At 54.5% G+C, this 23,203-nt stretch carries 25 protein-coding genes and 1 tRNA gene; 15 read left to right on the forward strand and 11 right to left on the reverse strand.

What is annotated here, in order from left to right; translation table 11 throughout:
• Positions 1–26: 26 nt before the first annotated feature.
• The 8 genes from AC8GE9_RS13950 to AC8GE9_RS13985 all read left to right on the forward strand — a co-directional run bounded on the left by AC8GE9_RS13950 (position 27) and on the right by AC8GE9_RS13985 (position 6,684).
• Positions 27–1,865 carry a tetratricopeptide repeat protein gene (locus tag AC8GE9_RS13950; RefSeq protein ID WP_506677740.1) on the forward strand — a complete coding sequence of 613 codons (1,839 nt, stop codon included), beginning with the start codon at positions 27–29 and terminating at the stop codon, positions 1,863–1,865.
• Positions 1,862–2,446 carry a lipoprotein insertase outer membrane protein LolB gene (locus AC8GE9_RS13955; RefSeq protein ID WP_506677741.1) on the forward strand — a complete coding sequence of 195 codons (585 nt, stop codon included), beginning with the start codon at positions 1,862–1,864 and terminating at the stop codon, positions 2,444–2,446. Before AC8GE9_RS13950 ends, AC8GE9_RS13955 begins: the two co-directional genes overlap by 4 nt.
• A 23-nt stretch (positions 2,447–2,469) precedes the next feature.
• Complete coding sequence (ispE, locus tag AC8GE9_RS13960; protein WP_506677742.1) at positions 2,470–3,405, forward strand: 4-(cytidine 5'-diphospho)-2-C-methyl-D-erythritol kinase; 936 nt, start codon at positions 2,470–2,472, stop codon at positions 3,403–3,405.
• 1 nt (position 3,406) lies between these two features.
• Positions 3,407–3,480: transfer RNA gene (locus tag AC8GE9_RS13965), tRNA-Gln, on the forward strand.
• A 59-nt stretch (positions 3,481–3,539) separates the two neighbouring features.
• Positions 3,540–4,490, forward strand: a complete 951-nt coding sequence (locus AC8GE9_RS13970) for a ribose-phosphate pyrophosphokinase (RefSeq protein ID WP_506677821.1) — start codon at positions 3,540–3,542, stop codon at positions 4,488–4,490.
• A 133-nt stretch (positions 4,491–4,623) separates the two neighbouring features.
• Positions 4,624–5,229: a 50S ribosomal protein L25/general stress protein Ctc gene (locus AC8GE9_RS13975; protein ID WP_506677743.1), complete on the forward strand. Its 606-nt coding sequence runs from the start codon at positions 4,624–4,626 to the stop codon at positions 5,227–5,229.
• 115 nt (positions 5,230–5,344) lie between these two features.
• Complete coding sequence (pth, locus tag AC8GE9_RS13980; protein WP_506677744.1) at positions 5,345–5,941, forward strand: aminoacyl-tRNA hydrolase; 597 nt, start codon at positions 5,345–5,347, stop codon at positions 5,939–5,941.
• On the forward strand, positions 5,938–6,684 hold the full coding sequence (locus tag AC8GE9_RS13985; RefSeq protein ID WP_506677745.1) for a CPBP family intramembrane glutamate endopeptidase: 747 nt from the start codon (positions 5,938–5,940) through the stop codon (positions 6,682–6,684). Before pth ends, AC8GE9_RS13985 begins: the two co-directional genes overlap by 4 nt.
• Here the strand turns inward: AC8GE9_RS13985 and AC8GE9_RS13990 are convergent.
• A complete protein-coding gene (locus AC8GE9_RS13990; protein ID WP_506677746.1) occupies positions 6,665–8,230 on the reverse strand; it encodes a class I adenylate-forming enzyme family protein in 1,566 nt (521 codons plus the stop codon). The two genes, AC8GE9_RS13985 and AC8GE9_RS13990, sit on opposite strands and share 20 nt — an antisense overlap.
• Before the next feature lie 83 nt (positions 8,231–8,313).
• Between AC8GE9_RS13990 and ychF the strand changes: the two genes are divergently transcribed.
• The 5 genes from ychF (at position 8,314) to AC8GE9_RS14015 (ending at position 14,007) form a co-directional block, all read left to right on the forward strand.
• Complete coding sequence (gene ychF / locus AC8GE9_RS13995; RefSeq protein WP_506677747.1) at positions 8,314–9,405, forward strand: redox-regulated ATPase YchF; 1,092 nt, start codon at positions 8,314–8,316, stop codon at positions 9,403–9,405.
• A 243-nt stretch (positions 9,406–9,648) separates the two neighbouring features.
• A complete protein-coding gene (fic, locus tag AC8GE9_RS14000; protein WP_506677748.1) occupies positions 9,649–10,755 on the forward strand; it encodes a protein adenylyltransferase Fic in 1,107 nt (368 codons plus the stop codon).
• Positions 10,756–10,855: 100 nt separating this feature from the next.
• Positions 10,856–11,170, forward strand: coding sequence for a helix-turn-helix domain-containing protein (locus tag AC8GE9_RS14005; RefSeq protein ID WP_506677749.1), 315 nt, complete (start codon positions 10,856–10,858; stop codon positions 11,168–11,170).
• Between the two features lie 36 nt (positions 11,171–11,206).
• Positions 11,207–12,283 carry a malate/lactate/ureidoglycolate dehydrogenase gene (locus tag AC8GE9_RS14010; protein ID WP_506677750.1) on the forward strand — a complete coding sequence of 359 codons (1,077 nt, stop codon included), beginning with the start codon at positions 11,207–11,209 and terminating at the stop codon, positions 12,281–12,283.
• A gap of 53 nt (positions 12,284–12,336) precedes the next feature.
• A complete protein-coding gene (locus AC8GE9_RS14015; protein ID WP_506677751.1) occupies positions 12,337–14,007 on the forward strand; it encodes a thiamine pyrophosphate-binding protein in 1,671 nt (556 codons plus the stop codon).
• Positions 14,008–14,061: 54 nt separating this feature from the next.
• On the opposite strand, the gene AC8GE9_RS14020 is transcribed toward AC8GE9_RS14015, so the two are convergent.
• The 7 genes from AC8GE9_RS14020 to AC8GE9_RS14050 form a co-directional block, all read right to left on the reverse strand.
• Entirely contained in the window at positions 14,062–14,775 is a 714-nt protein-coding gene (locus tag AC8GE9_RS14020) for an ABC transporter ATP-binding protein (protein ID WP_506677752.1), read from the reverse strand.
• Entirely contained in the window at positions 14,772–15,524 is a 753-nt protein-coding gene (locus AC8GE9_RS14025) for an ABC transporter ATP-binding protein (protein ID WP_506677753.1), read from the reverse strand. The genes AC8GE9_RS14020 and AC8GE9_RS14025 overlap by 4 nt, the downstream gene beginning before the upstream one ends.
• Entirely contained in the window at positions 15,524–16,321 is a 798-nt protein-coding gene (locus AC8GE9_RS14030; RefSeq protein ID WP_506677754.1) for an SDR family NAD(P)-dependent oxidoreductase, read from the reverse strand. The genes AC8GE9_RS14025 and AC8GE9_RS14030 overlap by 1 nt, the downstream gene beginning before the upstream one ends.
• A complete protein-coding gene (locus AC8GE9_RS14035; RefSeq protein ID WP_506677755.1) occupies positions 16,318–17,286 on the reverse strand; it encodes a branched-chain amino acid ABC transporter permease in 969 nt (322 codons plus the stop codon). Before AC8GE9_RS14035 ends, AC8GE9_RS14030 begins: the two co-directional genes overlap by 4 nt.
• A complete protein-coding gene (locus AC8GE9_RS14040; protein WP_506677756.1) occupies positions 17,286–18,188 on the reverse strand; it encodes a branched-chain amino acid ABC transporter permease in 903 nt (300 codons plus the stop codon). Before AC8GE9_RS14040 ends, AC8GE9_RS14035 begins: the two co-directional genes overlap by 1 nt.
• 99 nt (positions 18,189–18,287) lie before the next feature.
• The gene (locus tag AC8GE9_RS14045) at positions 18,288–19,562 is read right to left on the reverse strand and encodes an ABC transporter substrate-binding protein (protein ID WP_506677757.1); all 1,275 of its coding nucleotides are present in this window, start codon (positions 19,560–19,562) and stop codon (positions 18,288–18,290) included.
• A gap of 117 nt (positions 19,563–19,679) precedes the next feature.
• On the reverse strand, positions 19,680–20,063 hold the full coding sequence (locus AC8GE9_RS14050; protein ID WP_506677758.1) for a VOC family protein: 384 nt from the start codon (positions 20,061–20,063) through the stop codon (positions 19,680–19,682).
• 71 nt (positions 20,064–20,134) lie between these two features.
• Here AC8GE9_RS14050 and AC8GE9_RS14055 point away from each other — a divergent pair, with 71 nt between their 5' ends.
• Entirely contained in the window at positions 20,135–20,536 is a 402-nt protein-coding gene (locus tag AC8GE9_RS14055) for an MOSC N-terminal beta barrel domain-containing protein (protein WP_506677759.1), read from the forward strand.
• A gap of 27 nt (positions 20,537–20,563) precedes the next feature.
• On the opposite strand, the gene AC8GE9_RS14060 is transcribed toward AC8GE9_RS14055, so the two are convergent.
• Genes AC8GE9_RS14060 through rsmD form a run of 3 tightly spaced genes read right to left on the reverse strand, consistent with a single transcriptional unit; the run spans position 20,564 to position 21,920 of the window.
• The gene (locus tag AC8GE9_RS14060; RefSeq protein WP_506677760.1) at positions 20,564–20,827 is read right to left on the reverse strand and encodes a YfhL family 4Fe-4S dicluster ferredoxin; all 264 of its coding nucleotides are present in this window, start codon (positions 20,825–20,827) and stop codon (positions 20,564–20,566) included.
• 2 nt (positions 20,828–20,829) lie between these two features.
• On the reverse strand, positions 20,830–21,342 hold the full coding sequence (gene coaD / locus AC8GE9_RS14065) for a pantetheine-phosphate adenylyltransferase (RefSeq protein WP_506677761.1): 513 nt from the start codon (positions 21,340–21,342) through the stop codon (positions 20,830–20,832).
• Complete coding sequence (gene rsmD / locus AC8GE9_RS14070; RefSeq protein WP_506677762.1) at positions 21,339–21,920, reverse strand: 16S rRNA (guanine(966)-N(2))-methyltransferase RsmD; 582 nt, start codon at positions 21,918–21,920, stop codon at positions 21,339–21,341. Before rsmD ends, coaD begins: the two co-directional genes overlap by 4 nt.
• Before the next feature lie 280 nt (positions 21,921–22,200).
• Between rsmD and ftsY the strand changes: the two genes are divergently transcribed.
• Complete coding sequence (gene ftsY / locus AC8GE9_RS14075; RefSeq protein ID WP_506677822.1) at positions 22,201–23,193, forward strand: signal recognition particle-docking protein FtsY; 993 nt, start codon at positions 22,201–22,203, stop codon at positions 23,191–23,193.
• Positions 23,194–23,203 lie beyond the last annotated feature (10 nt).

The raw sequence follows: 23,203 nt of genomic DNA on the forward strand, positions 1-23,203 counted from the left end.
ATTGTGCCACCAACTAGGCGGGTCGAGTGAAGTCGTTGTTTAAATCAATCTTTTACCAAGTTTGCGCCTCGGCTCTGATAGGGGGTGCAGCTCTGCTATGGGTCTCGAGCGTTCTGGCGCAAGCGGGTCCTGCCAAAGGGGTGGGGCAAAGCGCCCAGCTTCAAATCAAACCGCGTGTGCCTGAGTCGCAGAGCATTCGCCTGCGCGCGGGTCAGGTGCCCGAGGTGACGCTGACCTCAACGATATTGTTTCGCATTCTGTCCTCAGAGATTTCCGCTCAGCGAGGCACTTATTTGCCCGCGGGCAAGACCATGCTGGATCTGAGTCGTGAGCTGGGCGACTACCGATTGGCGCGTCGCGCGTTGGAGTTTTATCTCGCGGGCGGCAATTTACCTGGCGCGCTTGATGCCTCAAGAGTCTGGCTACGCCAGATGCCGGATGACCCAGAGGCTTCCTCGACGGAAATGGCGCTTGCTGCGGCCTCTGGGCAAACCAGTGGCCTGGCGGCGGCGTTGCGCAAACAAATTGACGCAGCGAGTGACAAGTCCGCGGCGATTGGCCAGGCGTTTGCGGTCTTGAGCCGTATGCCCGACAAGCGCGCGGCATTACGGATTTTGAGCACGGCGATTGGTGACAGCAATGCAAGACATTTGGCGGCGGGACATATGGCGCTAGCTGATATGTCCCGTGCTGCGGGTGATAACGAGCGCGCCCTCGAAGAGTCTCGCCTGGCGTTGGCTGCCGCACCGCGCTCAGAAGAAGCCGCTTTACGAGTGTTCGAATATGGTTTAAGCGTTGACCCCGATCGCGCTTTGCGTGAAGCCACTGATTTTGTGGCTTTGCAGCCAAACTCAAGACGCCTGCGTGTGTTGCTGGCGAGCCATCTTTCCGAGCGTGGCCAATTTGAGGCGGCGATGGCCGAATTGACGTCGATGGTCAAGCGCTCACCCGAGGATTTTGATCTGCTGTTTATGCAAGCTCAGGTCGCCTATCGCGCCAAAAAACTTGAGCAGGCGCGAGGTTTTCTGGATCAGTATGTCTCTGTGCAAGAGCAACGCGTGCGCGCCTCTGCAGCTGCAGGAGCTACGGATGCTCCCGCAGCGCTTGCGGAGGCCTACCAGCTCCTGTCTAAAATTGCCGAAGAGCAAGGCCAACTCGACGAAGCGGTGAGCTTGCTTGCCAAAATTGACGATCCGTCGATGCGCTATACCTCGCGGATCCGACAGGCGCTCATCCGCGCGAAGCAAAAACGCGTCGATGAAGGTTTAGCCTTGATTGATTCGGCCAATGCGCAAACGGATGACGAGATCGTGATGGGGGCCTCGGCGGGCGCGCAGATTCTGCGTGATGCCAACCGACTTTCCGAAGCCATCAAACGGATGCAGGCCCTCGATCAGCGGATGCCTGACTCCGTCAATGTGAAATACGAACTCGCGATGCTGCACGAGCGTGCGAATCAAATGCGTGAGACAGAGCGTTTGTTAAGGCAGGTGATTGCTTTGGATCCAGGACATGCGCATGCCCACAATGCTTTGGGTTATTCGCTGGCAGATCGAAATCAACGCTTGCCCGAAGCTCTAGCGCTCATTACGCGCGCACTTGAGATCGCCCCAAAAGATCCTTTTATTCTCGATAGCATGGGCTGGATCAAGTTTCGAACGGGACAGTTCCAAGAGGCCGTGGATTATTTGCAACGCGCTTATGCGATACGGCCCGAGGCCGAGATTGCCGCTCACTTGGGAGAGGCGTTATGGAAACTAGGCCGACAAGGCGAGGCCAGAACAATTTGGGCGCAGGGCGTGAGCCAGGAGGCCTCAAATAAAACGCTGCTAGAGACACTTAAGCGATTCGGAGTCAAGCCTTGAGCTGGTTGAGGGTCGCGACGGTGTTTGCGTTGGTGCTCGTTTTGGCAGGGTGCGCGACACCTGTCCCATCGACTCAGACGTCTTCGACGGAGGCACTTTCTCTGAATGAACTCGTTCGTCAGGGGCGCTTTGCTCTGCGCGCAGAGGGGCCTTCTGAGCCGCCCGAAGCCGTCCAGGGCAGCTTTGTGTGGCGCGATGTCGGTGGCCGTCTAACCCTGGATCTGAACAACCCTTTTGGAAGCACCTTGGCACGCGTGCAGGTCGATCCTGGTCAGGCGGTGTTGACGCAGGCGAACGGTGAGACGATGCGTTCATCCGATCCCGATACCTTGGTGCAACAGGTGATGGGTCGGCCCGTCCCTGTCCGGGAGATCCGCAGCTGGTTGCGTACCCCTTTGCGCGCAGCGCCCACGATGCAGCAAGTCAAACGCGATGAGCAAGGTCGCATCATTTCTTTTGCGCAAAGCGGCTGGGGCGTAGAGCTTGGACGCTTTGATGCGCAAGGTCCCAGGCTCTTGGTCTTGTCTCGTATTGAGGGGAGCAAGCAAGTCGTGATCCGCCTCGTCGTGGACGCACCTTGAGCGCAAGGAGTTGAGGTCAATCCATGCTGTATGACCTGCCCGCACCGGCCAAACTCAATCTCTTTTTGCACGTCATCGGTAGGCGCGCCGATGGGTATCACCTGCTGCAGACCGTATTTCGGTTCGTGAGTTTGGCTGATCGCCTAGATATCGATACGCGCGCAGATGGCCAAATTACTCGGGAAACGGATATGCAAGGCGTTGCGCACGATGAGGATCTCGTGGTGCGTGCGGCCCGCCTTTTGCAGCAAACGACAGCGACAAAGCAGGGCGCACACATCCATGTTCGCAAGCAAATACCTTCCGGTGCCGGGCTTGGCGGTGGCTCAAGTGACGCCGCTACGGTATTAATCGCCTTAAATCGTCTTTGGCGTACTGGGTTGAATCGGGTGCAGCTCATGCAGCTGGGTCTGCAGTTGGGTGCGGATGTGTCGGTATTTATCTTTGGGCAAAATGCATTTGCCGAGGGCGTCGGCGAGCTGCTGACCTCAGTTGACTTGCCGCAAGGGGCTTTTTTGATCGTCCAGCCGGCTCAGAGCGTGCCAACCCAAGGTATTTTTCAGGCACCTGATTTGACAAGAGACACTGAAACGGTCAAAATAATGGACTTTTCTGAGCGCCAGATGATCACTCGTTTGGGGTTTGGTCATAATGATCTGCAGCCAGTGGTTTTAAACCGCTTCCCGGTTGTACGTCAGACGCACGACTGGCTAGAAAAAGCCGGTTTTAAGGCGCGAATGACTGGGTCTGGGTCCTGTTTTTTTATCGGGTTCCAGAGTGTCGAGCAGGCCGAGGTGGCACAGCAGAAAATGCTCGCTAAAATACGTGTAGATTTTTTCGATATTGCGAGTGCGGGATTAGTGGAAGTTGCTAATCCTTGTTTTGCAAACCCGATACAGGCCACGATGGTTTGTGAGGGTCTAACAGAACACCCACTGCGGTATTGGATTGAAAGCTAGTTGGGGAGTCGCCAAGCTGGTTAAGGCACCGGATTTTGATTCCGGCATGCGAAGGTTCGAATCCTTCCTCCCCAGCCCCGAATTGTGTTGAGCTGTTCCACATTTGTTTCTGACGGTCTGTGACTGCCCCCATCATGCTCAGTGAAAGTTTCATGATCTTTACCGGCACCGCGAACACGCGGTTGGCCGTTGATGTGGTCAATCATCTGGACATGTCCTTGGGTCGGATGACCGTTGGCCGTTTCTCGGACGGCGAGGTGATGGCCGAAATCAATGAAAACGTCCGCGGTAAAGACGTTTTCGTCTTGCAGCCAACCTGTGCCCCGACCAATGACAATCTCATGGAAGTGATGGTGATGGTTGATGCGCTACGTCGCGCTTCTGCCGGACGTATTACTGCAGCTATCCCCTATTTTGGTTATGCGAGACAGGATCGTCGCCCGCGTTCGGCGCGTGTGGCCATCACGGCCAAGGTTGTGGCCAACATGCTCCAAGTCGCAGGTGTTGACCGCGTCTTGACCATGGATCTCCACGCTGACCAGATCCAAGGTTTTTTTGATATTCCGGTTGACAATATTTACGCAGGTCCGATTTTGTTAGGTGATATTTGGCGGCGTAACCTGAGCAACCTGGTTGTGGTGTCGCCCGATATCGGCGGCGTGGTGCGTGCCCGTGCGCTCGCCAAGCAGCTAGAGGCTGATTTGGCGATCATCGACAAGCGACGTCCGCGCGCGAACGTCTCCGAGGTGATGAACATCATCGGTGAGGTTGACGGCCGTACGTGTTTGATCATGGATGACATGGTGGATACGGCAGGTACGCTTTGCAAGGCGGCCCAAGCGCTTAAAGAACGTGGTGCCGGAGCCGTATACGCGTATTGCACCCATGCTGTGCTGTCAGGCGGGGCGGTTGAGCGTATCGCAGCTTCAGAGTTGACTGAGTTGGTCGTGACGGACACGATCCCGCTGTCTGACGAGGGTCGGTCATGTGCCAAGATCCGTCAGCTCTCTTGTGCAGCCTTGTTGGGCGAGACTATTTTGCGTATTTCGAACGCCGAATCGGTCAGCTCGTTGTTTGTAGACTAGATATTCAAGGACGCATCCCGAGCGGATGCGTCAAGAAATTTGCGGTTCACTGGTCGCGGTGGACTGCGAAGCCACGGTTCGATACCCGGATCGTGTTTTAACAGGATGCTTGTCATCCCTTTTGGAGTTTTTCATGCAATTTAATGCAACCCCACGAAGCGTACAGGGAACGAGTGCGAGCCGCCGCCTGCGCCGTGCGAGCCGCGTCCCCGCCATTGTTTATGGTGGCAAAGAGCAGCCCGTCAATATCGAGCTCGATCACAACGAAATCTATCACGCTCTGCGTAAAGAACAATTTCACGCTTCCGTTTTGGACATGCAAATCGAAGGCAAGAGCCACCAAGTTCTGTTGCGTTCGGTGCAGTGGCACCCCTACAAGCAAATCGTCATGCATGTCGACTTTCAGCGTGTATCCGCAGACCAGGTCCTCCACACCAAGGTGCCTTTGCACTTCACAAATACCGAGACTTCGCCTGCAGTCAAGCTCAGCGCCGCGATTATTTCGCACGTGATGAATGACATCGAGATCGCCTGCTTGCCCAGCAACTTGCCACAGTTTATTGAAGTGGACTTGTCCAAACTCATCGGTGGTGCGTCCATTCACTTGGCCGACATTACTTTGCCTAAAGGCGTGACTTACCTCGCGCACCGTGGCGATACTAACCCAGTCTTGGTGACTGCAATCGTCAAAGGCGGCGCTGCCGCTGATGCCGCCGAAGGCTCAGCACCTGCCGCCTAAAATCACGTCTTTCAGGGTATCGCCCTGAATAATGTGATCATTGAGGTGGTGTTAAAGTCCTCCCCAAGCCCTATCCGTTTTGCGCGGATGGGGCTTTTGTCTTCATAATGCTGCTATGACACAACTGATCAAACTCATCGTGGGGCTTGGCAACCCCGGCCCTGATTACACGCGCACACGTCACAACGCAGGCTTCTGGCTTGCCGACGCCGTTGCCGACGATCTGCGGAGTGCTTTTACTGTTGAAAAGCCCTTCTTTGGCTCCGTGGCCAAGGCGCGTTTCGATGGTGAGCAGATTTGGGTGGCCAAACCTCAAACTTTCATGAATCGCTCAGGTCAGTGTGTGGGTGCGTTAGCGCGCTTTTACAAACTCGTGCCAGAGGAAATTTTGGTGCTGCACGATGAGCTCGATCTTTTTCCGGGCCAGGTTAAGGTCAAACAGGGCGGTGGTCACGCCGGTCATAATGGCCTGAGAGACATCCAGGCCGTCTTGGGTAGCCCGAACTTTTGGCGCTTGCGCTTGGGGATCGGGCATCCACGTAGTTTGAATCTTTCACAAGAGGTGGCTGATTTTGTCTTGCATCCGCCACGCCGCGAAGATCAGGAGGCCATAGACGCCTGCATTACCCGCTGTAGAGCAGTCATGCCCTTGTTTTTGAAAGGTGAGTTTGTGCGGGCGACCGAGCAGCTCCATCGCGATAATCCAGCATGAAAGCGCAGCGCTTTCGGGACGAGTTTCGACAGTTTTTACGCTTTGTGCGCCGCCCGAGTCTCAAGCGAGAGGTCAAGCACCCAACACCCGTCAGCGGTTGGATCGCGGATTGGATACCTTCTTGTCGCTGGACCCGCTTGCTCGCCTGGGCGGGCGCTTTGTGGCTGATCAATATCGTTGTGCTCGGCCCCGTGGTCCTGACGGTTTATGAAATGAGTGGAGCGACGCATCGCATCAGCCCTCAAAACTTGCCCTGGTTTCAGGCGCTCCTGTGGGCGCCGATCGTTGAAGAGATGCTCTTTCGGTTTGGTGTGCGCCGACCTCAGTTAGCATTGCTGGTTGTGCCTGTGTTGGCCTATGTTTTTCTAAATGGCTTTGCTTGGTGGGCGAGCAGTTTGATTGTGCTGGTGATGCTGATGCTCATCTGGTCGATGCGCCATGCGCCCATGCCCTCTGGATCGGGCTGGAAGTGGCTCAGAATGTATCGTTGGTCTTTCCCAGTGGTGATGCATGCGTCTGTGTTGGCTTTTGCCGCACTGCATATTCATAACTATGAATTTGTCGATCTTCCCTGGTGGATGATGGCGGTATTGGTATTGCCCCAGTGGGTCACGGGTCTCGCACTGTGCTGGATCCGGGTGCAGCGAGGTATTGGCGCCGCAATCCTCGTCCATGCTTTTTTTAATGCTGGTCCTTTAGGCGTTGCGTGGCTGGCGCTTCAACTTACGGACGGTGCTCTGTAGCATTCGCGGCGTAACGTTCTCTGAGTTCGCGCTTGAGCACTTTACCTATTTCGCTTCTGGGCAAAATGTCCGTCAAGACGAGGTCAGTCAGTCGCTGTGTTTTACCCAAACGTACGTTGACCCACGCGAGCAGTGCATCAGGGGTCACTGTCGCGTGCGGTTTAAGCACCACATACGCGACGGGGGTTTCTCCCCACTGGCGCGAGGGTATGCCGATCACGGCACAGTCGCGCACCTCGGGATGCTGGCCGAGTTCGGCCTCCAGGTCGCTGGGATAAATATTGAAACCACCCGAGATGACCATGTCCTTTTTACGGTCTGCAAGGATTAGAAAACCATCCTCGTCGTAGCGTGCGATGTCACCTGTCCGGATAAAGCGTTTGCCAGAGGGGTCAAACCATTCAACCTCGCGGGTTTTCTCAGGCAGGCCGAAATAGCCCTCCATCATCGCGGAGGAGCTCCCCACGATTTCCCCGGTTTGTCCTTGGAGGACTTCTTTTCCTGTTTCGTCGATCAGTCGAATATCGTGACCGCTAGCGGGACGACCGATGGTGTGTAGTTTGTGCGGATAATTGTGCGCCTCAAGCTCGCAACGGCCTCCGCCCTCCGTCATACCGTAGATTTCGGTTAAACGACCGGGCCAGCGCTTGAGCACCTCGGCTTTGAGGGCCGCGCTAAAAGGCGCGCTGGTGGAAAACTTGGCCTGAAAAGAGGAGAGGTCAAACTGGTCGAAAGTCGGATCGTCCAGGATACGTTGATATTGCACAGGGACTAGCATGGTGTGCGTGCCCCGATGCTGTTGCGCAAGCTCAAGATAGCGGCGTGCGTCGAACTTTTCCATGAGGATCCCGGTACCGCCCAGCGCAAGTGTGGGTAGCAGCGCGACGAGTGTGGTGTTTGAGTAAAGAGGTGTGGAGGTCAATGTCACCGAGTCTGGACCATAGCCATTGGTCGCCGCACGTTGAACGTGTGACCAGCGCATCGAACAAGGTTGGACAATGCCCTTTGGAGTGCCTGTAGTGCCGGAAGAGTAAATCAGATTAAAGGCCCAGTCGGGCTGTGTGTCGACCCGAGAGGGCTGCGTCTCGTTGGATAGCCACGCCCCCCAGCTGTTTGGGCCCTGTAGTGCGTCGATCCAGATCCGTCGTACACCTTGGTCGACCAAGGTATCGGTAGGCCAGCTGAGCGCGCAGGCGCGATCTTGAAAGAGGATCTTGGCGCCAGAGTTCGCGAGCATCCCATTAAGATTTTGTGGCGTCGCCGAGGGAGGCAGTGGGGTCATGACCGCGCCGGCACGTAAGGCGCCCAGAAAAAGCGCGACATACTCCAAAGAGGTCCCTGCGCAGGCGGCGATTTTGTCACCAGGGCCGAAACCGTCGCGCTGCAAGGAGGCGGCAACCCGCGCGATCAGCGCATCGAGCTGCGCGTACGAAAGCGTATGCGCGTTCAGAATCAGTGCGGGATGCGCAGGTCGCTGCGAGGCAGCAAAACCGATCATTTCTGGGACGGTGCCAAAAGGACGGGCGAGAAGCTCAGCAAGTGTCATGATCTGGAGGAGAAAGTAAGGGCGGAGCGGTTAAACTCCTATTCTATACAGCTGTTTCACTTATTAAAGACTTCGGGATTCTCATGGCTCTGCAATGTGGCATCGTTGGTTTGCCCAACGTCGGTAAATCAACCCTTTTTAATGCCCTCACCAAGGCAGGCATCCCTGCCGAAAATTACCCCTTTTGTACCATCGAGCCCAATGTGGGCGTGGTCGAGGTACCGGACCCAAGATTGGCCGCCCTCGCAGCCATTGTCAAGCCAGAGCGCATCCTGCACGCCACCGTCGAGTTTGTGGATATCGCAGGCTTGGTCGCAGGCGCGAGCCAAGGCGAAGGCTTGGGCAACCAGTTTCTCTCCCATATCCGCGAAACCAATGCCATCATCAACGTGGTGCGTTGTTTCGAAGATGACAACGTCATCCACGTCGCCGGTCGTGTCGATCCGATCGCCGATATTGAGGTCATCGAAACCGAGTTGGCACTTGCCGACATGCAGACGGCTGAAAAGGCCATGCACCGTTTTCAAAAGACCGCACGCTCAGGCGACAAAGAAGCCCAAAAAGTTGTAGGTATTCTTGAGCAAGTCATTGCTCAACTCAATCAAACCAAGCCGATTCGCGCGTTGGATCTTTCGCCCGAAGACTTCGCACTGATTGCCCCGCTTTGTTTCATCACTGCCAAGCCCGCGATGTACGTGGGTAATGTCAGTGATCAGGGTTTTACCAACAACCCCTTGTTGGATCGCTTGAACGCGTTCGCCGCTGCGCGCAATGCGCCAGTCGTCGCGATTTGCGCGTCCATCGAATCCGAAATCGCCGAGCTTTCTGACGAAGACAAGTCGGTGTTCTTGGCCGATATGGGGATGCAAGAACCCGGTCTGGATCGCCTGATCCGAGGTGCGTTTAAATTACTCGGTTTGCAAACCTATTTCACTGCCGGCGTCAAAGAAGTTCGCGCCTGGACCGTGCCGATCGGTGCGACGGGGCCACAGGCTGCGGGCGTGATTCATACGGACTTTGAGCGAGGGTTCATCCGCGCGCAAACGATCGCGTATGAGGACTACATCGCTTGCAAGGGCGAGCAGGGCGCAAAAGAAGCGGGCAAGATGCGTGCCGAAGGCAAGGAATACATCGTCAAGGATGGAGATGTACTGAATTTCTTGTTTAACGTTTAACCATACCTAATATCTGAAAAATCGGGCCACGATGATGCAGCAGTGAGCCTACCTTTTGGACGAGTGGAAAAAGGGCGACAGCAACATTGTGCCGATTAAGCCTGACGTTGCAGCTTGATGCAGTGGCGGAAAGCGGTTGATTGAATATGTTGTGATTTCAAGGGAATCGCAACATATTTAATTGACCTGTTGTCGCCAGCGACATAAACTGGGAATGTGTTGCAAAAATTGAAGAATTAAATCATGACCGATTGGCGTCCAGACCAGCCCTATAACGACTTACCCCCTTTGCCACCAGCAGCAGAGGTGGAAACGCGCCCGGTACTCAAGCAGTGTATCGCTGCGCGCGCAGCCTTGGCGGAACTGAAACAGGCAGCGGAGTTGATTCCCAATCAGGGGGTCTTGATCAATGCGCTGCCACTTCTGGAAGCGCAAGCTAGCTCGGAAATCGAGAACATCGTCACCACCACGGACCGACTTTTTCAGTATCAAAGTGCCGGGGAACGTGCCGATCCCGCCACCCGCGAAGCCTTACGTCACAGCAGCGCATTACTGGAAGGGTATCGGGCACTCAAGCAATTTCCTTTGAACACCCGCACTGCCGAGCAGGTTTGCTCAAGGATCAAGGGCATCGAGATGCAGGTCAGGCGCGTACCGGGAACGGCACTCGCCAACCAAGCAACCGGAGAAGTGATCTACACCCCACCTGTCGGTGAAGATTTGCTGAGGACAAAACTCGCCAACTGGGAACGCTATCTTCATGAACAGCGCGATATCGATCCCTTGATCCGCATGGCGGTTGGGCACTACCAGTTCGAGGCGATCCACCCCTTCACCGATGGCAATGGTCGCACAGGGCGCATTCTGAACAGCTTGTATTTGATTCAGGAAGACTTGCTGACGCTACCGATTCTTTATCTCAGCCGACACATCATCAAGACCAAGTCCGAGTATTACCGCCTGCTGCTTGACATCACCCGGAGCCAAGCATGGGAGCCGTGGATTATCTACTTGCTAGAGGGGATTGAGGATACGGCACGTTGGACGACGACCAAGATTTCAGCGATCCGCAATCTGTCAGCACTGACCATCACCCATGTAAAGCAGGCCGCACCGAAAATTTATAGCCGTGAGCTGGTTGATTTGATCTTCGACCTGCCGTACTGCCGAATCCAAAATCTCGTAGAGAGAGACATTGGCGGTCGCCAAGCAGCTTCGCGTTATCTCAAGCAACTCGTTGAAATTGGGGTGCTGGAAGAAAGAACCGTTGGGCGTGACAAGCTATTTATTCATCCGAAGCTGATGCATTTGCTCACTCGTGATGACAACTCTATTGGCGCCTATTCGTGATATGAACAAAAAATCTTTCAGCGAACGAGATAAAAGACTTAAGCCCCCAGGAAAAGAAGGCGCTCAAAAGTATGTTGAAAGCGGAACTGGAGATAAGACGATGAAAAAGCGCAACCTGTTTACGGAAATGACAGAGGGATTTGATGCCCTTTCAAATGCACGCAAGGGTAAACAAACGCTGCGCACGCATGAAATTAGCATTCAACCAGCCTGTGAAATATCAGCGAGTGAGTTGATCGCTTTACGCGAGCGTTTGCATATGTCCAGACCGGTTTTCGCTGGCTACCTTCGCACCAACCCCCGGACTCTTGAAAACTGGGAGCAGGGTCGTGCCAAGCCTAATGCACAGGCGAGTTTGTTAATTCGGCTCGTGGCGAAGTTTCCTGATACTGTTGACCGCCTGGCCGCGGTGTAGCGACAAAACAAAATATTCAAAAAAGGGAATCCCTAAATGGCTCAGATACATCTCATCCCCGTCGAGCGCTTGCGCGCTGCGGTACGTTATCTAGTAAAAGGTTTTGGCAGCGATGACCGGGAAATCGAGCTCGTTACAGAAAACTTGATTCAAGCCAACCTAACCGGGCACGATTCGCATGGTGTTGGGATTTTGCCGCGCTATGCCGAGGCGTATTTAGAGGGGAGCCTCAAGCCAAATGCGCGCATCCAGACGCGCATGGACAATGGCGCCATGATCGGGCTGGATGGCGAGTGTGGCTTTGGTCAGGCGATCGGCCATCAGGCCATGGAGCTTGGTATCGCCCGCGCCAAGGAGCATGGCAGCTGCATTTTGGCGCTCGGTAACTCACACCATTTGTGCCGCATTGGCGCATGGGCTGAGATGAGCGTTGAGCAGGGTCTCATCTCGATCCACTTTGTGAACGTGATTTCTCGTCCGATTGTGGCGCCCTTTGGCGGTGGCGATGCGCGGTTTGGCACCAACCCTTTTACTGTGGGCATTCCCGTACCAGGTCAGGATCCCATCTTGCTGGATTTTGCAACGAGCGTGATCGCACAGGGCAAGGCCCGTGTTGCGCTCAACAAAGGCGAGCAGCTTCCAGAGGGCTACCTGATCGACGACCAGGGGCGTCCCACCACCAATCCCATTTTCGCGGTGAAAGCACCGCTTGGCGCGCTCTGTACTTTTGGCGAGCACAAGGGCTTTGGTCTGGCACTGATTTGTGAACTCTTGGGCGGTGCCTTGGCGGGCGGCATGACGACACACTCCCCACCAGATGGCAAGCGTCGCATTATCAACGGCATGCTCTCGATTATTTTTGATCCTGCCAAGCTCGCCGATGGTTCGATTTTTGAGCACGAGATGAAGGCCTTTATCGAGTGGGTCAAGGCTTCGCCACCTCAGCCGGGCGGCGAGCAAGTTCGCATTGCTGGCGAGCCTGAGCGCAAAACACGTGCGCAACGCTTGGCACAAGGTGTGCCAGTCGACGAGACCACTTGGAATGAAATGCTGGAGACCGCGAAAAAACTTGGTCTGGATGCGGCGCAGTTACAAAAATTAGCGGGTCTTTAAACAGACTATCAACAAAGAAAAATTGATGCGCATGCATCACGGAGAGACAAAAAATGACGATTCAAAAAATGACCGGCCGCCAGGCGTTTATCAAACTCTTGCTCGACGAAGGAGTCACCCATCTGTTTGGTAATCCAGGTACTACGGAGCTCGCGATCATGGAAGCGGTCCCTCAGTTTCCCGAGCTGACCTACGTCTTGGGCCTGCAGGAGTCGATCGTAGTAGGTATGGCGGATGGTTTTGCGCGCGCGTCTAATCAGCTGGTCGCCTGTAACCTCCATTGCGCGCCGGGCTTGGGCCATGCGATGGGTGCGATTTATAACGCTAAGTTTTCGGGCTCGCCTTTGTTGATTACCGCTGGCCAATACGAGGTCGGTTATGGCTTGCAAGAGCCCTTGCTGTATGAGCCACTGGTGCCAATGGCCGCACCCTTGGTGAAGTGGGCCTTCGAGGTCACGCGCATTGAGGATCTGCCGCGCGTCATTCGTCGTGCTGCAAAAATCGCACGTACCCCACCGATGGGCCCAGTGTTCATTAGCTTGCCAGGCTCCGTGCTTGATGAAGAAGCAGAGATTGAGTTTGGCTTTCCGACGCTGGTCGATACCGGTATGCGCCCCAGTGATCGTGCGCTGCAAGACATTGCTGAAAAATTGCTCGCTGCAAAAAAGCCCGTCATCGTTGCCGGTCGTGAAATCGCCAATGCTGATATGTTTGCCGAGGCGTGTGAATTAGCAGAGTTGCTCGGTGCCGCGGTGTATCAAGAGTCGGTACCTTACAACTCACGCTATCCTTCCTCCCATCCCACATGTATGGGCGACTTGACCCGCAATCAAAAGAAAGTCCGTCAGACGCTCGAGCAATACGATTTTCTGCTGTGTCTGGGCGCAGATTTACTGCGTATGTCACCAATGAGTACGGTCGAGCCTTTGCCACCTGAAATGCCCGTGATGCATATTACGGAGCGTGAGTGGGAGCTTGGTAAAAATTACTCGACAGCCACTGCCGTGCGTGCGGATGTCAAGGAAACCTTGTTAGCCTTGTTGCCCCTATTACGCAGCATGCGTACCGCCAAGCAAGCTAAACAGGCGCAAGCGCGACTAGCAGATCTTGCGACACGCAACTGGTCTGCCAATCGAGCGAAGATGCACGCAGAGCTTGAGTCGAGTGCCTCGACGACACCGATCGATCAACGTTATCTCGTGCGTCAGATTGTGGATGCTTTGCCCAAGGACGTCATCGTGGTCGATGAAACCTTGACGGCCTCGCCTGCAATCTCGGCGCTGTTGCCGATGGATGATCCTCAGGCCTATTACGGCTTGGCAAGTGGCGGCTTGGGCTTTGGGATGGCCGGTGCAGTGGGTGTGGCACTCGCGCAGCCTACGCGACCCGTGGTGGCGACCATTGGCGATGGCAGTGCGATGTACAGCATTCAGTCGCTTTGGACCGCCGCACACTTAAAGCTCAACATCACCTACGTGATCATCAACAACCGCAGCTATCGCATCATCAAGGAGCGCTTGCTCGCGATGCGCGGCACAGATGATTTTGTCGCCATGGATATAGATAATCCAGCGATTGATTTTGCCGGTCTGGCCAAGAGTATGGGCATGCCTTCACAGGTGGTGACCGATCCGACCAAGCTTGCCGATGTTCTAAAAGCAGCGATGGCAAGTGGTGGGCCTAACCTGGTCGAAGTGATCGTCTCCAGAGGGTTTGGAGAGTAGTGAGTATTTGTGGGTAGGGCCAAGAGTATCGGGCGCTACCCACAAGGATGACAACTAAACAGACAAATAACGTTGCTTGATATCCGCGTTATCGTTGAGCTCAGTAACGGTGCCGACAAATACATCGGTGCCTTTGTCGATCACAACCGCGCGGTCGGCAAGCCCAAGACAGAAATGCAAATTCTGCTCGGCTAGCACGATTGTTTTGCCCATCTCGCGTAATGACTGGATCAGATCACCGATTTTTTGCACCATGATTGGCGCGAGACCTTCGCTGGGCTCGTCGAGCAACAGCACGTCCGGATTGCCCATCAAGGAGCGACCCACGGTGAGCATTTGTTGTTCACCGCCAGAGAGCTGTCCACCCATGCGCTCATGTAACGGTTTAAGCAAAGGGAGCATTTCGTAAACACGTTCAATGCTCCAGTCATCTTCGCCATTGGCGCCGCGTTTAATGGCAATCTCTAGATTTTCTTCAACCGTTAAATCAGGAAAAATTTGACGGTCTTCCGGGACATAACCAACCCCCGCGCGCGCAATCAAATGGGCGGCGCGTCCCTTGATCGACTGGTCGTGGAGTGTGATCTGACCGCTTTTTGCAGGGATCACACCCGCGACAGATTTCATCGTGGTGCTCTTGCCGGCGCCATTGCGACCAAGCAAGGCAAGCGTTTCACCCTTTTGAACGTTAAAGGATAAATTAAACAGTGCCTGACTCGTCCCGTAGAACACATTGATTTGTTCGACTTTCAACACCTGCTGACTCATGCGTGTGCCTCCCGAGGCGTGCCCAAATAGGCTTCAATGACGGCTGGGTTGTTTCTGATCTCTTCGGCACTACCTTCGGCCAGGACTTTTCCATAAGAAAGCACATGGATGTGTTGAGAAACTCTGAACACGATTTCCATATCGTGCTCGATCAACACAACGGTGAGTCCGCCTTTTTTCCAAAGGCTGTAAACGGTTTCAATCATTTGCTCGCGCTCTTCGGGCCCCATGCCGGCGACAGGTTCATCGAGCAGCAAGACTTTGGGACGCAAGACGAGGGCGAGCGCCATGTCCAGAAGCTTTTGATCGCCATGGGACAGGTTGCCACTGATGACATTGGCTTTGGTGTGCAGCCCGAGTTGCTCCATCACTTCGTAGGCACGATCACGCGTTTGCTGCAGAGGAAAACGACCGTACATCTGCGCAGACTTGCCGAGCGGCGACATGAGCGCGCCACGCAAGGATTCTTCGACGGTCAAGGTTTTAAAAAGCTTGGCCACCTGAAATGCCCGACCAATGCCTTTGCGCACAATCTCACTGCTAGCTTGGCCAGTGATGTCCTCGCCATCCAGAATGATGCGGCCAGAATCCGGAATCAAGGCACCGGAGATCAGATTAAAAAAAGTCGTTTTGCCCGCACCGTTCGGTCCAATCACTGCGCTCAGTGATTCAGTTTTAAAATGAATCGAGACGTCCGAGGTTGCGACGACGCCACCAAAGGATTTGTTCAGGTGTTCAATCTTGAGCATCAGTGCGCTCCATCCGGATTTTTGTGACGGGCTTTAGGTACGCCACCGTAGGTCTGCCACGTCGAGCCTGCGAGCCAGCCTGCGTCGACAGGCAGATTGATGCCTGTGATTGCTTTAGCTGCGGGTGACAATAAAAAGCCGACGGAGTCTGCGATTTCATCGGTCGTCACCATGCGCCCCATCGCAGCTTGAGACGTGAGATCCTCCGGGTTGCGATCATTGCGATCAATCGCAGCCTGCAAGGCCTCGGTCAACACATACCCGGGAGAGATAGCATTGACACGCACACCGGAGCGACCCCATTCTGCCGCGAGACACGCCGTCATGGCGGCGACAGCAGCTTTAGCCGGACCGTAGGCATGCAGGGGCGAAGAACGCAAGGACGTGATCGAGGCGATATTCACGATCGCACCGCCACCTAGTTCGACCATGCGCGAACCGTAGATCGCGCATGCCAGATAGGTCCCGCGCTGATCGATATCCACTACACGATCCCATTCCGTCATGGTGAGCAAATCGGGGGATAGACGATTTTGCAAAATCCCTGCGCTGTTCACCAGTGCCGTGACAGGGCCGTGTTTGGCTTCAATCATGGCTGCAGTCTCACGCATGCCATCATCGTCCGTCACATTGCAGGCATAGGCCGTTACACCCATGGCCCGCATTTTTTCTTCGGACCACGTACCTGGCAGGTCAAGCGAGATGACATGATCGCCGCGCTTGGCCAAATGTCGTACACAAGCCGCACCGATACCGCTCGAACCACCTGTGACAACAGTGATGTTTGGCTTGCTCATGATCGTGCTCCTCGTTTGAAAATCGTCTCAAAAAGCTGCACCACAAAATCTGCGATGCCACGCTTGAACCCAAGCGCGAAAATCAGCACAATCACGCCGAGCGCGAGTCCGTGGTACTCCGTAGTCCGAGTGATGATGTCGTTAAACACGAGTAGGAGAGCCGCTCCCACCACAGGTCCGATAAAGATATGCAGGCCACCCATGAGGATCATGAAGACCGCTTCGCCTGACATGGTCCAGTAGCTAAACTCAGGATAAGCGCCAGAGACGAACAGCGCCATGATGATCCCGCCCACCCCTGCAAAGCAGCTCGCCAGGATAAAGGCGTAGAGGCGGACACGCCAGACATCGATGCCAAGAAACTTGGCACGATCCGCGTTGTCGCGCACCATTCTGAGCGTATAACCAAAAGGTGATTGCAAGATATAGCGCATTAAAAACAGACAAAGCACGCCAATGATGCAGGAGAACCAATAGAGCGTTTGCGTATCGGCCAGATTGATGCTGCCCCAGACGCGCGGGATACCGCCCATCAGGCCTTGATCGCCACCGGTCAGCGACGACCAGGTGATAATGATGCTATGGATCAGCATTTGAAAGGCGAGCGTTAAAAAAGAGAAGTAAATCTCTTTAAGACGTACGCAAATCGCACCCACCACCAAACCCAGCAGAGCGCAGAAAACGACTGCACCGAGTATGGCAACCGGTATAGAGGCGCCACCTTTTTGCATCAGTAGACCAAAGGCGTAAGCCCCACCGCCAAAAAACATAGCATGCCCAAAAGACACCATACCGCCATACCCCACCAAAATATTGAGCGAGGTTGCAAACAAACCAAAGGCGGCCAAGCGAATCACAAAATCCAATGCCACCCGGCTGGGAAAAATAAACGGAATCACGATCAAAATCGCCAAGCCTGCGAGTGCAAGGAGGAGTTCTTTATTAAAGGTCAAGGAGGAGCTCATCAGCGTGGCTCCTTGCCAAGCAGACCGCTCGGTTTAAGCACCAGAATCAGTGCCATCGCTAAGAACATGATGCCTTCGACGAACAAAGGAAAGCCAATCGAACCAAAAGAGCGTACCAGTCCGATCAACAGGGCACCGACTAGGGCACCACTAATTGAGCCCATGCCGCCGATCACGGTCACGATGAAGGATTCGATCAAGATCGAAAAGCCCATACCAGGAGACATGGAGCGCACCGGCGCGGCGAGCGCGCCCGCCAGGCCTGCCAGCGCTCCGCCAAACGCAAAGACACCTGCGTAAATCCAGGTGGTATTCAGTCCGAGCGCAGACGTCATCGAAGGATTGTGCGCCGCTGCGCGGACGACCTTGCCGATACGCGTGCGTGTCATGACGTACCACATCACCAACCCAATCAGTGCGGCCGCACTAAACATGAAGATGTAAAACACCGGCACGATCCCGCCTGCGATAAAGACGGGTGGTGCCTGAAAAGCGACGGGCATTCCCATCGACTGGAATTCATGCCCCCAAATGATCTTAACTGCATCATCCAGAATCAAAATAAATGCATAACAGACGAGTAACTGAAGTAACACATCAGCGTTATAAATTTTGCGCATAAAAAAGCGCTCAAAGAAAAGGCTGAACAGCCCGACCCCTAGGCCCGCTATGATGGCGGCCAACACGTAGCTGTCGGTGATGCGATAGGCGGATAGTGCGATGTAGGCGCCCAGCATGTAGAGCGAGCCGTGTGCAAAGTTGATGACCTTCAGCACGCCAAAAATCAGCGTCAGACCAGCAGCCACGAGAAAGAGGAGCGAGCCCACAATGAGTCCGGTGCTGGTTTGGGTCACGATGCAAGACAAAGAAGTCAGGCACTCATAGAGGGCGGTGGGATCCAAGGATATCTCCGAGAGTTACAGGCGTATCGGGGTGTAGGCAACGGAGTCTCAACCCAAGCATGGGTGAGACTCCGTGCGATCAAACATTCAGGCGACGGCTTATGCCCAGCCTTTACGTTTTTTCCATTCGGCTTCGAGTGCGATGATCTGGTCCCACTTACCGTTGACTTGGTTGGTCATAAAGGGCTCTTTGTTGGTCAAGGAGCCATAACCGATCGCATAGTTGATGATGGTGTTGTCTTCTGCGCGCATCGTGAGCGTACCGTCTGCACCAAAGGGTGAGTTGATCTTGAGACCACGCATCGCTTCGGCAATTTTCTTGCCGTCAGCACTGTTCGCTTTTTTCATCGCGGTGGTCAAGAATCCGATACCTGCTGCGTTTTGCCAGGACCAGTTCAGGGCCAACTCTTTGAATTTGGCCCGGTAGGCATCAGAAAAAGCTGCATTCGCTGGCGTATCGGGGAAGCTACGCAGGTAGCGATTGCCAGAGTGCATGTTCGGGGGAACATTCTTGACTGCCGTGAGCACCGCATACTCGGCCAGGTTAGGCGAAAAGAATTGCTTGTCTTTAAACAGCGCATAAATATTTGACTGATCGATAAACGAGGTCATGTCGCCACCCCACAAGCAGGAGTAAACCGCTTGCGGTTTGCCTTGCACCATACGTGTGATGTTTTCGCTGTAGTCTGCCTGAAACAGTTTTGGCCAAACTTGACCGACGACTTCGATATTGCTGTTGAAATGCTTGAGGTATTCAAAATATTCAGCCGTGGTATCGCGACCGTATGCGTAGTCTGGAGAAATACTCATCCAACGCGTCAGTTTGAGCTTTTTAGCAATCTCGGCACCGTACGAACCGCCCGCAATGGCGTCATGAATGCCTTGGCGTGCGCAGCGGAAAGCTGTCGGGACGCGCAGCTTTGGATCCGCAGTGAGTGAGGAGGTCTCGGAGCAGGTATGCACAACCAGCACGCCGAGATCTTTTGCGACCTCATGCACGGCAAATGCGCCAGAGGAAGCTTCAGCATCCCAAAGGATTTCGCAACCATCACCTGTGACCAATTCACGTGCGACGCGCGCGGCTTCTTGAGGCTGACCCTTAGAGTCACGCACGACCATTTCAATCATGCGGCCGTTCAAACCACCCGCAGCATTGAATTTTTCGACTTCCATGGTCACAGCATTGCGCGAGGCGATACCAAGCATCGCAACACGACCTGACAGAATCGTCGGCATACCGATGCGGATGGGTTTGTTTTGTGCCAGTGAGATCGCGGGTAGGCCGAGTGCTGCGATACCAGCGGTCGCTGCTGCGCCTTTCAGCAATTTACGACGCGAAGCGCCAGCCAAACTTTGTGTGTACTTTGTGCTCATGTTGTCTCCAGATGTTGATGTCATTTTTATAATTGATAAAACACATATTTTTTCTTTATAACGCACTATGACGATTAGGTTGAGTGCCTGTCAAGAAAGAGTTGAGTGGGGAAAACCCTAGGTGATGTAATTTGAAATTTCAATGAGGTTTTGATCTGGATCGCGAACATAGACTGAAAGTATTTTTCCCATTGCGCCGGTTCGCTCGACGGGACCGATCTCGATGGGAATAGCAGCGGAAGAAAGTTCTTGCATGATCGTGGCGATCGGCGTCGAAGCAATAAAACACAAATCTCCTGAGCCTGCGGTCGGACGCAAAGCCTTAGGGTCATATGTATTATCTATTTGATGAAGATTAATTTTTTGCTGACCAAAACCAAGTGCCTTGCGATCCCCCAAAAAGGTGATGACTTCGAAACCAAGGACCTTGGAATAAAAATCACAGGTTTTTTCAAGGCTAGCAACAGTCAGGACGAGATGATCCAGTCGGTCAATGTTCATGGTTGTGACTCTTTGTTGAGATAGGCTAAAGTGTAAACAGGTTTTAAATTAAACAACGGATCTCTCGAAACATGAATTCTGCTGCATCGAACACAATTTATTTTCCCGTTGTCGGGTGTGCGGGTCTCGAGCGTCGCCAAGCGGCCGACTATCACCAGCGCTGGTTTGTGGTGGATGCCGAGGGCCACTGGCTGAGTGCCGAGCGTTGCGCTGCGCTTTTAACTGTGACGACCGAAATCAAGATGGGCGCGTTGGTATTGCGTGCGCCTGGGATGCTGAGAGTGGACATCCCGCTCGATGTGATCGAGGACGATGATAGCGTCAAGCGTACTGTTCAGGTCGGTCAACAGTCCGTGATAGTTGTCGACGAGGGGGACGTGACAGCGACATGGATGAGTCATGTCGCCGGTCAGACTTGTCGCTTGGTCAAGCTGCATCCTGAGGCGCTGCCGGTGGCGTGGCCGCAAGGTTAACCCAAGGCGCCTAAGCTAACCCAAGGCCTAAGCTTTGACGGCTTTGGCGTCTGTGAGCTTGTGGTATTTGGCCATCAGGGTTTCTTGGCCCTCGTGCCATTGAGGGTGTAACTCAATGCAGTCGACCGGACAGACGACTTTACATTGAGGCTCATCGTGATGCCCCACACATTCTGTGCAGGCATCTGGATTGATGATGTAAATCGACTCACCCATTGAGATCGCATCATTGGGACATTGTGGTTCGCACACGTCGCAATTGATGCATTCATCAGTGATTCGAAGCGCCATTCTTAAACCTTGTTTGCAGCCGCGCTTTGTTCGCGGCGCTCTTTGGCTTTGGCTTGCAACCAACGCTCAACGGAGGGAAACACAAACTTGCTGACATCGCCACCGAGCTCGGCGATCTCGCGCACGATCGTGCCAGAAATGAACTGATACTGATCCGAGGGGGTCATAAACAGCGTTTCGACCTCAGGAAGCAGATGGCGATTCATGCCCGCCATTTGAAACTCATACTCAAAGTCCGACACCGCGCGTAAACCACGCACAATCACGCGGCCTTCTTGTTCGCGCACAAAGTCTTTGAGCAAACCCGCAAAGCTCGCGACCTTGACGTTAGGATAGTGGCTTAAGACCTCGCGGGCGATTTCTACGCGCTCGTCGACGGAGAAAAAAGGGCTTTTTTTGCGACTGTGCGCCACGCCAATCACAACCTGGTCAAACAGGCTGGCGGCTCGGCGCACCAAGTCCTCGTGCCCGCGCGTCATGGGGTCGAAGGTTCCGGGATAAATAGCAGTGATCATTTTTGCGGCGCAACAATTTGAATGAGTTGATAGTGTACGGCCCCCGCGCGATCTTGGCGCAATAAGCTGTACCCGTCCGGGGCTAAAACCGGTTTTTCAGCCTCAATATAAACAAGACCGTTGGGTTCCAACAAGTCAGGCAATAAAGGCCAGAGGGATTCTAGCCAGTTTTTGCCAAAAGGGGGGTCAATGAAAATCAAATCGAACCGGGCAGCTTCGAGCCGGTCAAGGACCTGCATCGCGTCACCAGCGTGTATCCGCACGGCTTTGGCGCCAATCTTATCTCTCAAAGCACGCAAAGCGGCGACAGCCCGGGGCTGCTGTTCCACCATCTGGACGTGCGCGACCCCTCTGGAGGCGGCTTCAAAGCCCAACGCGCCGCTGCCGGCAAACAAATCCAGCACACGTTTGTCCGAAAACTCGCCACCCCAAAAATAATTTAGCCAGTTAAACACTGTTTCGCGCACCCTGTCGGGTGTGGGACGCAAACCCTTTGCGTCGATCACCTCAATAGGTGTTCGACGAAACTGACCGGCCACGATGCGAATATACTTCTTCACTATGTTTCGCTTCTTCAAGAAAAAACCAACTCCACCTGAGTCTTCCGTAGAAGATCAGTTGCCCACACTCGCCCCTCAGGAGCTCGAGCATCGCTCTGATCAACCCCCCGTTGGGGTGATCGTACCTGAGACGCAGACTCCTGTGACACCCGTGCCTCAGGACGAACTGACTGCTTCTGCTCAAGAGGCGGCGCCTCCCTCTCAAACGCCGTTCAGACGAAGTTCTTTCGCCGCAGCCTTTGGTGGCGCAGGTTCGGTCGGCGTGGCTGGGGTAGCCGCTGCGGGAGCGGCGCAGTTTATGCCTCCGGATCCCGTAGAGGCTCCCGCACTTGATTCCGTCGAGATTTTAGAGCCAGTCATTGACGAACACAACGAAGAAAAGAAAGCCTCCTGGCTTGCGCGCCTAAAAGGTGGGTTGGCTAAAACTGGTCAAAGTATTGGTAGTTTATTTATCGGCGTGCGGGTCGATGAAGCGTTGTTCGAAGAGCTCGAAACCGCACTCATCATGGCCGATGCGGGTGTCGAAGCCACCGAACAGCTCCTCCGGGCACTGCGTCAACGCGTCAAGCGTGAGCGGATCGAGGATGCCGAAGGTGTGCGCCAAGCTTTGCGCGAGGTGCTAACCGAGCATTTAAAAGTCTTGGAAAAGCCCTTCGATGTTGGGCGTGTCAAACCCCTTGTCGTGATGATCACAGGCGTCAACGGCGCTGGTAAAACAACTTCGATCGGCAAACTCGCCTATGCGCTGCAGCGCTCCGGTGCGCGCGTGTTGCTGGCTGCCGGCGATACGTTTCGCGCAGCGGCCCGCCAACAGCTCATCGAATGGGGTGATCGCAACAACGTCGATGTGATCGCGCAAGAAGGGGCGGATCCCGCGGCAGTAGCCTTTGATTCTGTTCATGCAGGACGTGCGCGCGGCATGGATGTGGTCATGGTCGATACGGCCGGACGCTTGCCGACACAGCTTCACCTGATGGATGAACTCAAAAAAATCCGTCGTGTGATCGGCAAGGCAGATCCCACAGCACCTCACGAGATTTTGCTCGTCGTCGATGGAAACTCGGGACAAAACGTGTTGGCGCAAATCCGCGCGTTTGATGCGGCCGTGGGACTGACCGGTTTGATTGTGACCAAGCTTGATGGCACAGCCAAGGGTGGTACGTTGGCCGCAGTCGCTGCGGGCAGTCAGGGTGTTCGCCCTGTGCCTGTTTACTGGATTGGTGTCGGCGAAAAAATCGAAGACCTGCAGCCCTTTGTCGCAGCCGAGTTCGCAGCGGCGGTAGTGGGCTAAAAGCGTATCG

The organism is Zwartia lucis, from assembly GCF_965234455.1.
Lineage (GTDB): Bacteria > Pseudomonadota > Gammaproteobacteria > Burkholderiales > Burkholderiaceae_B > Zwartia > Zwartia lucis.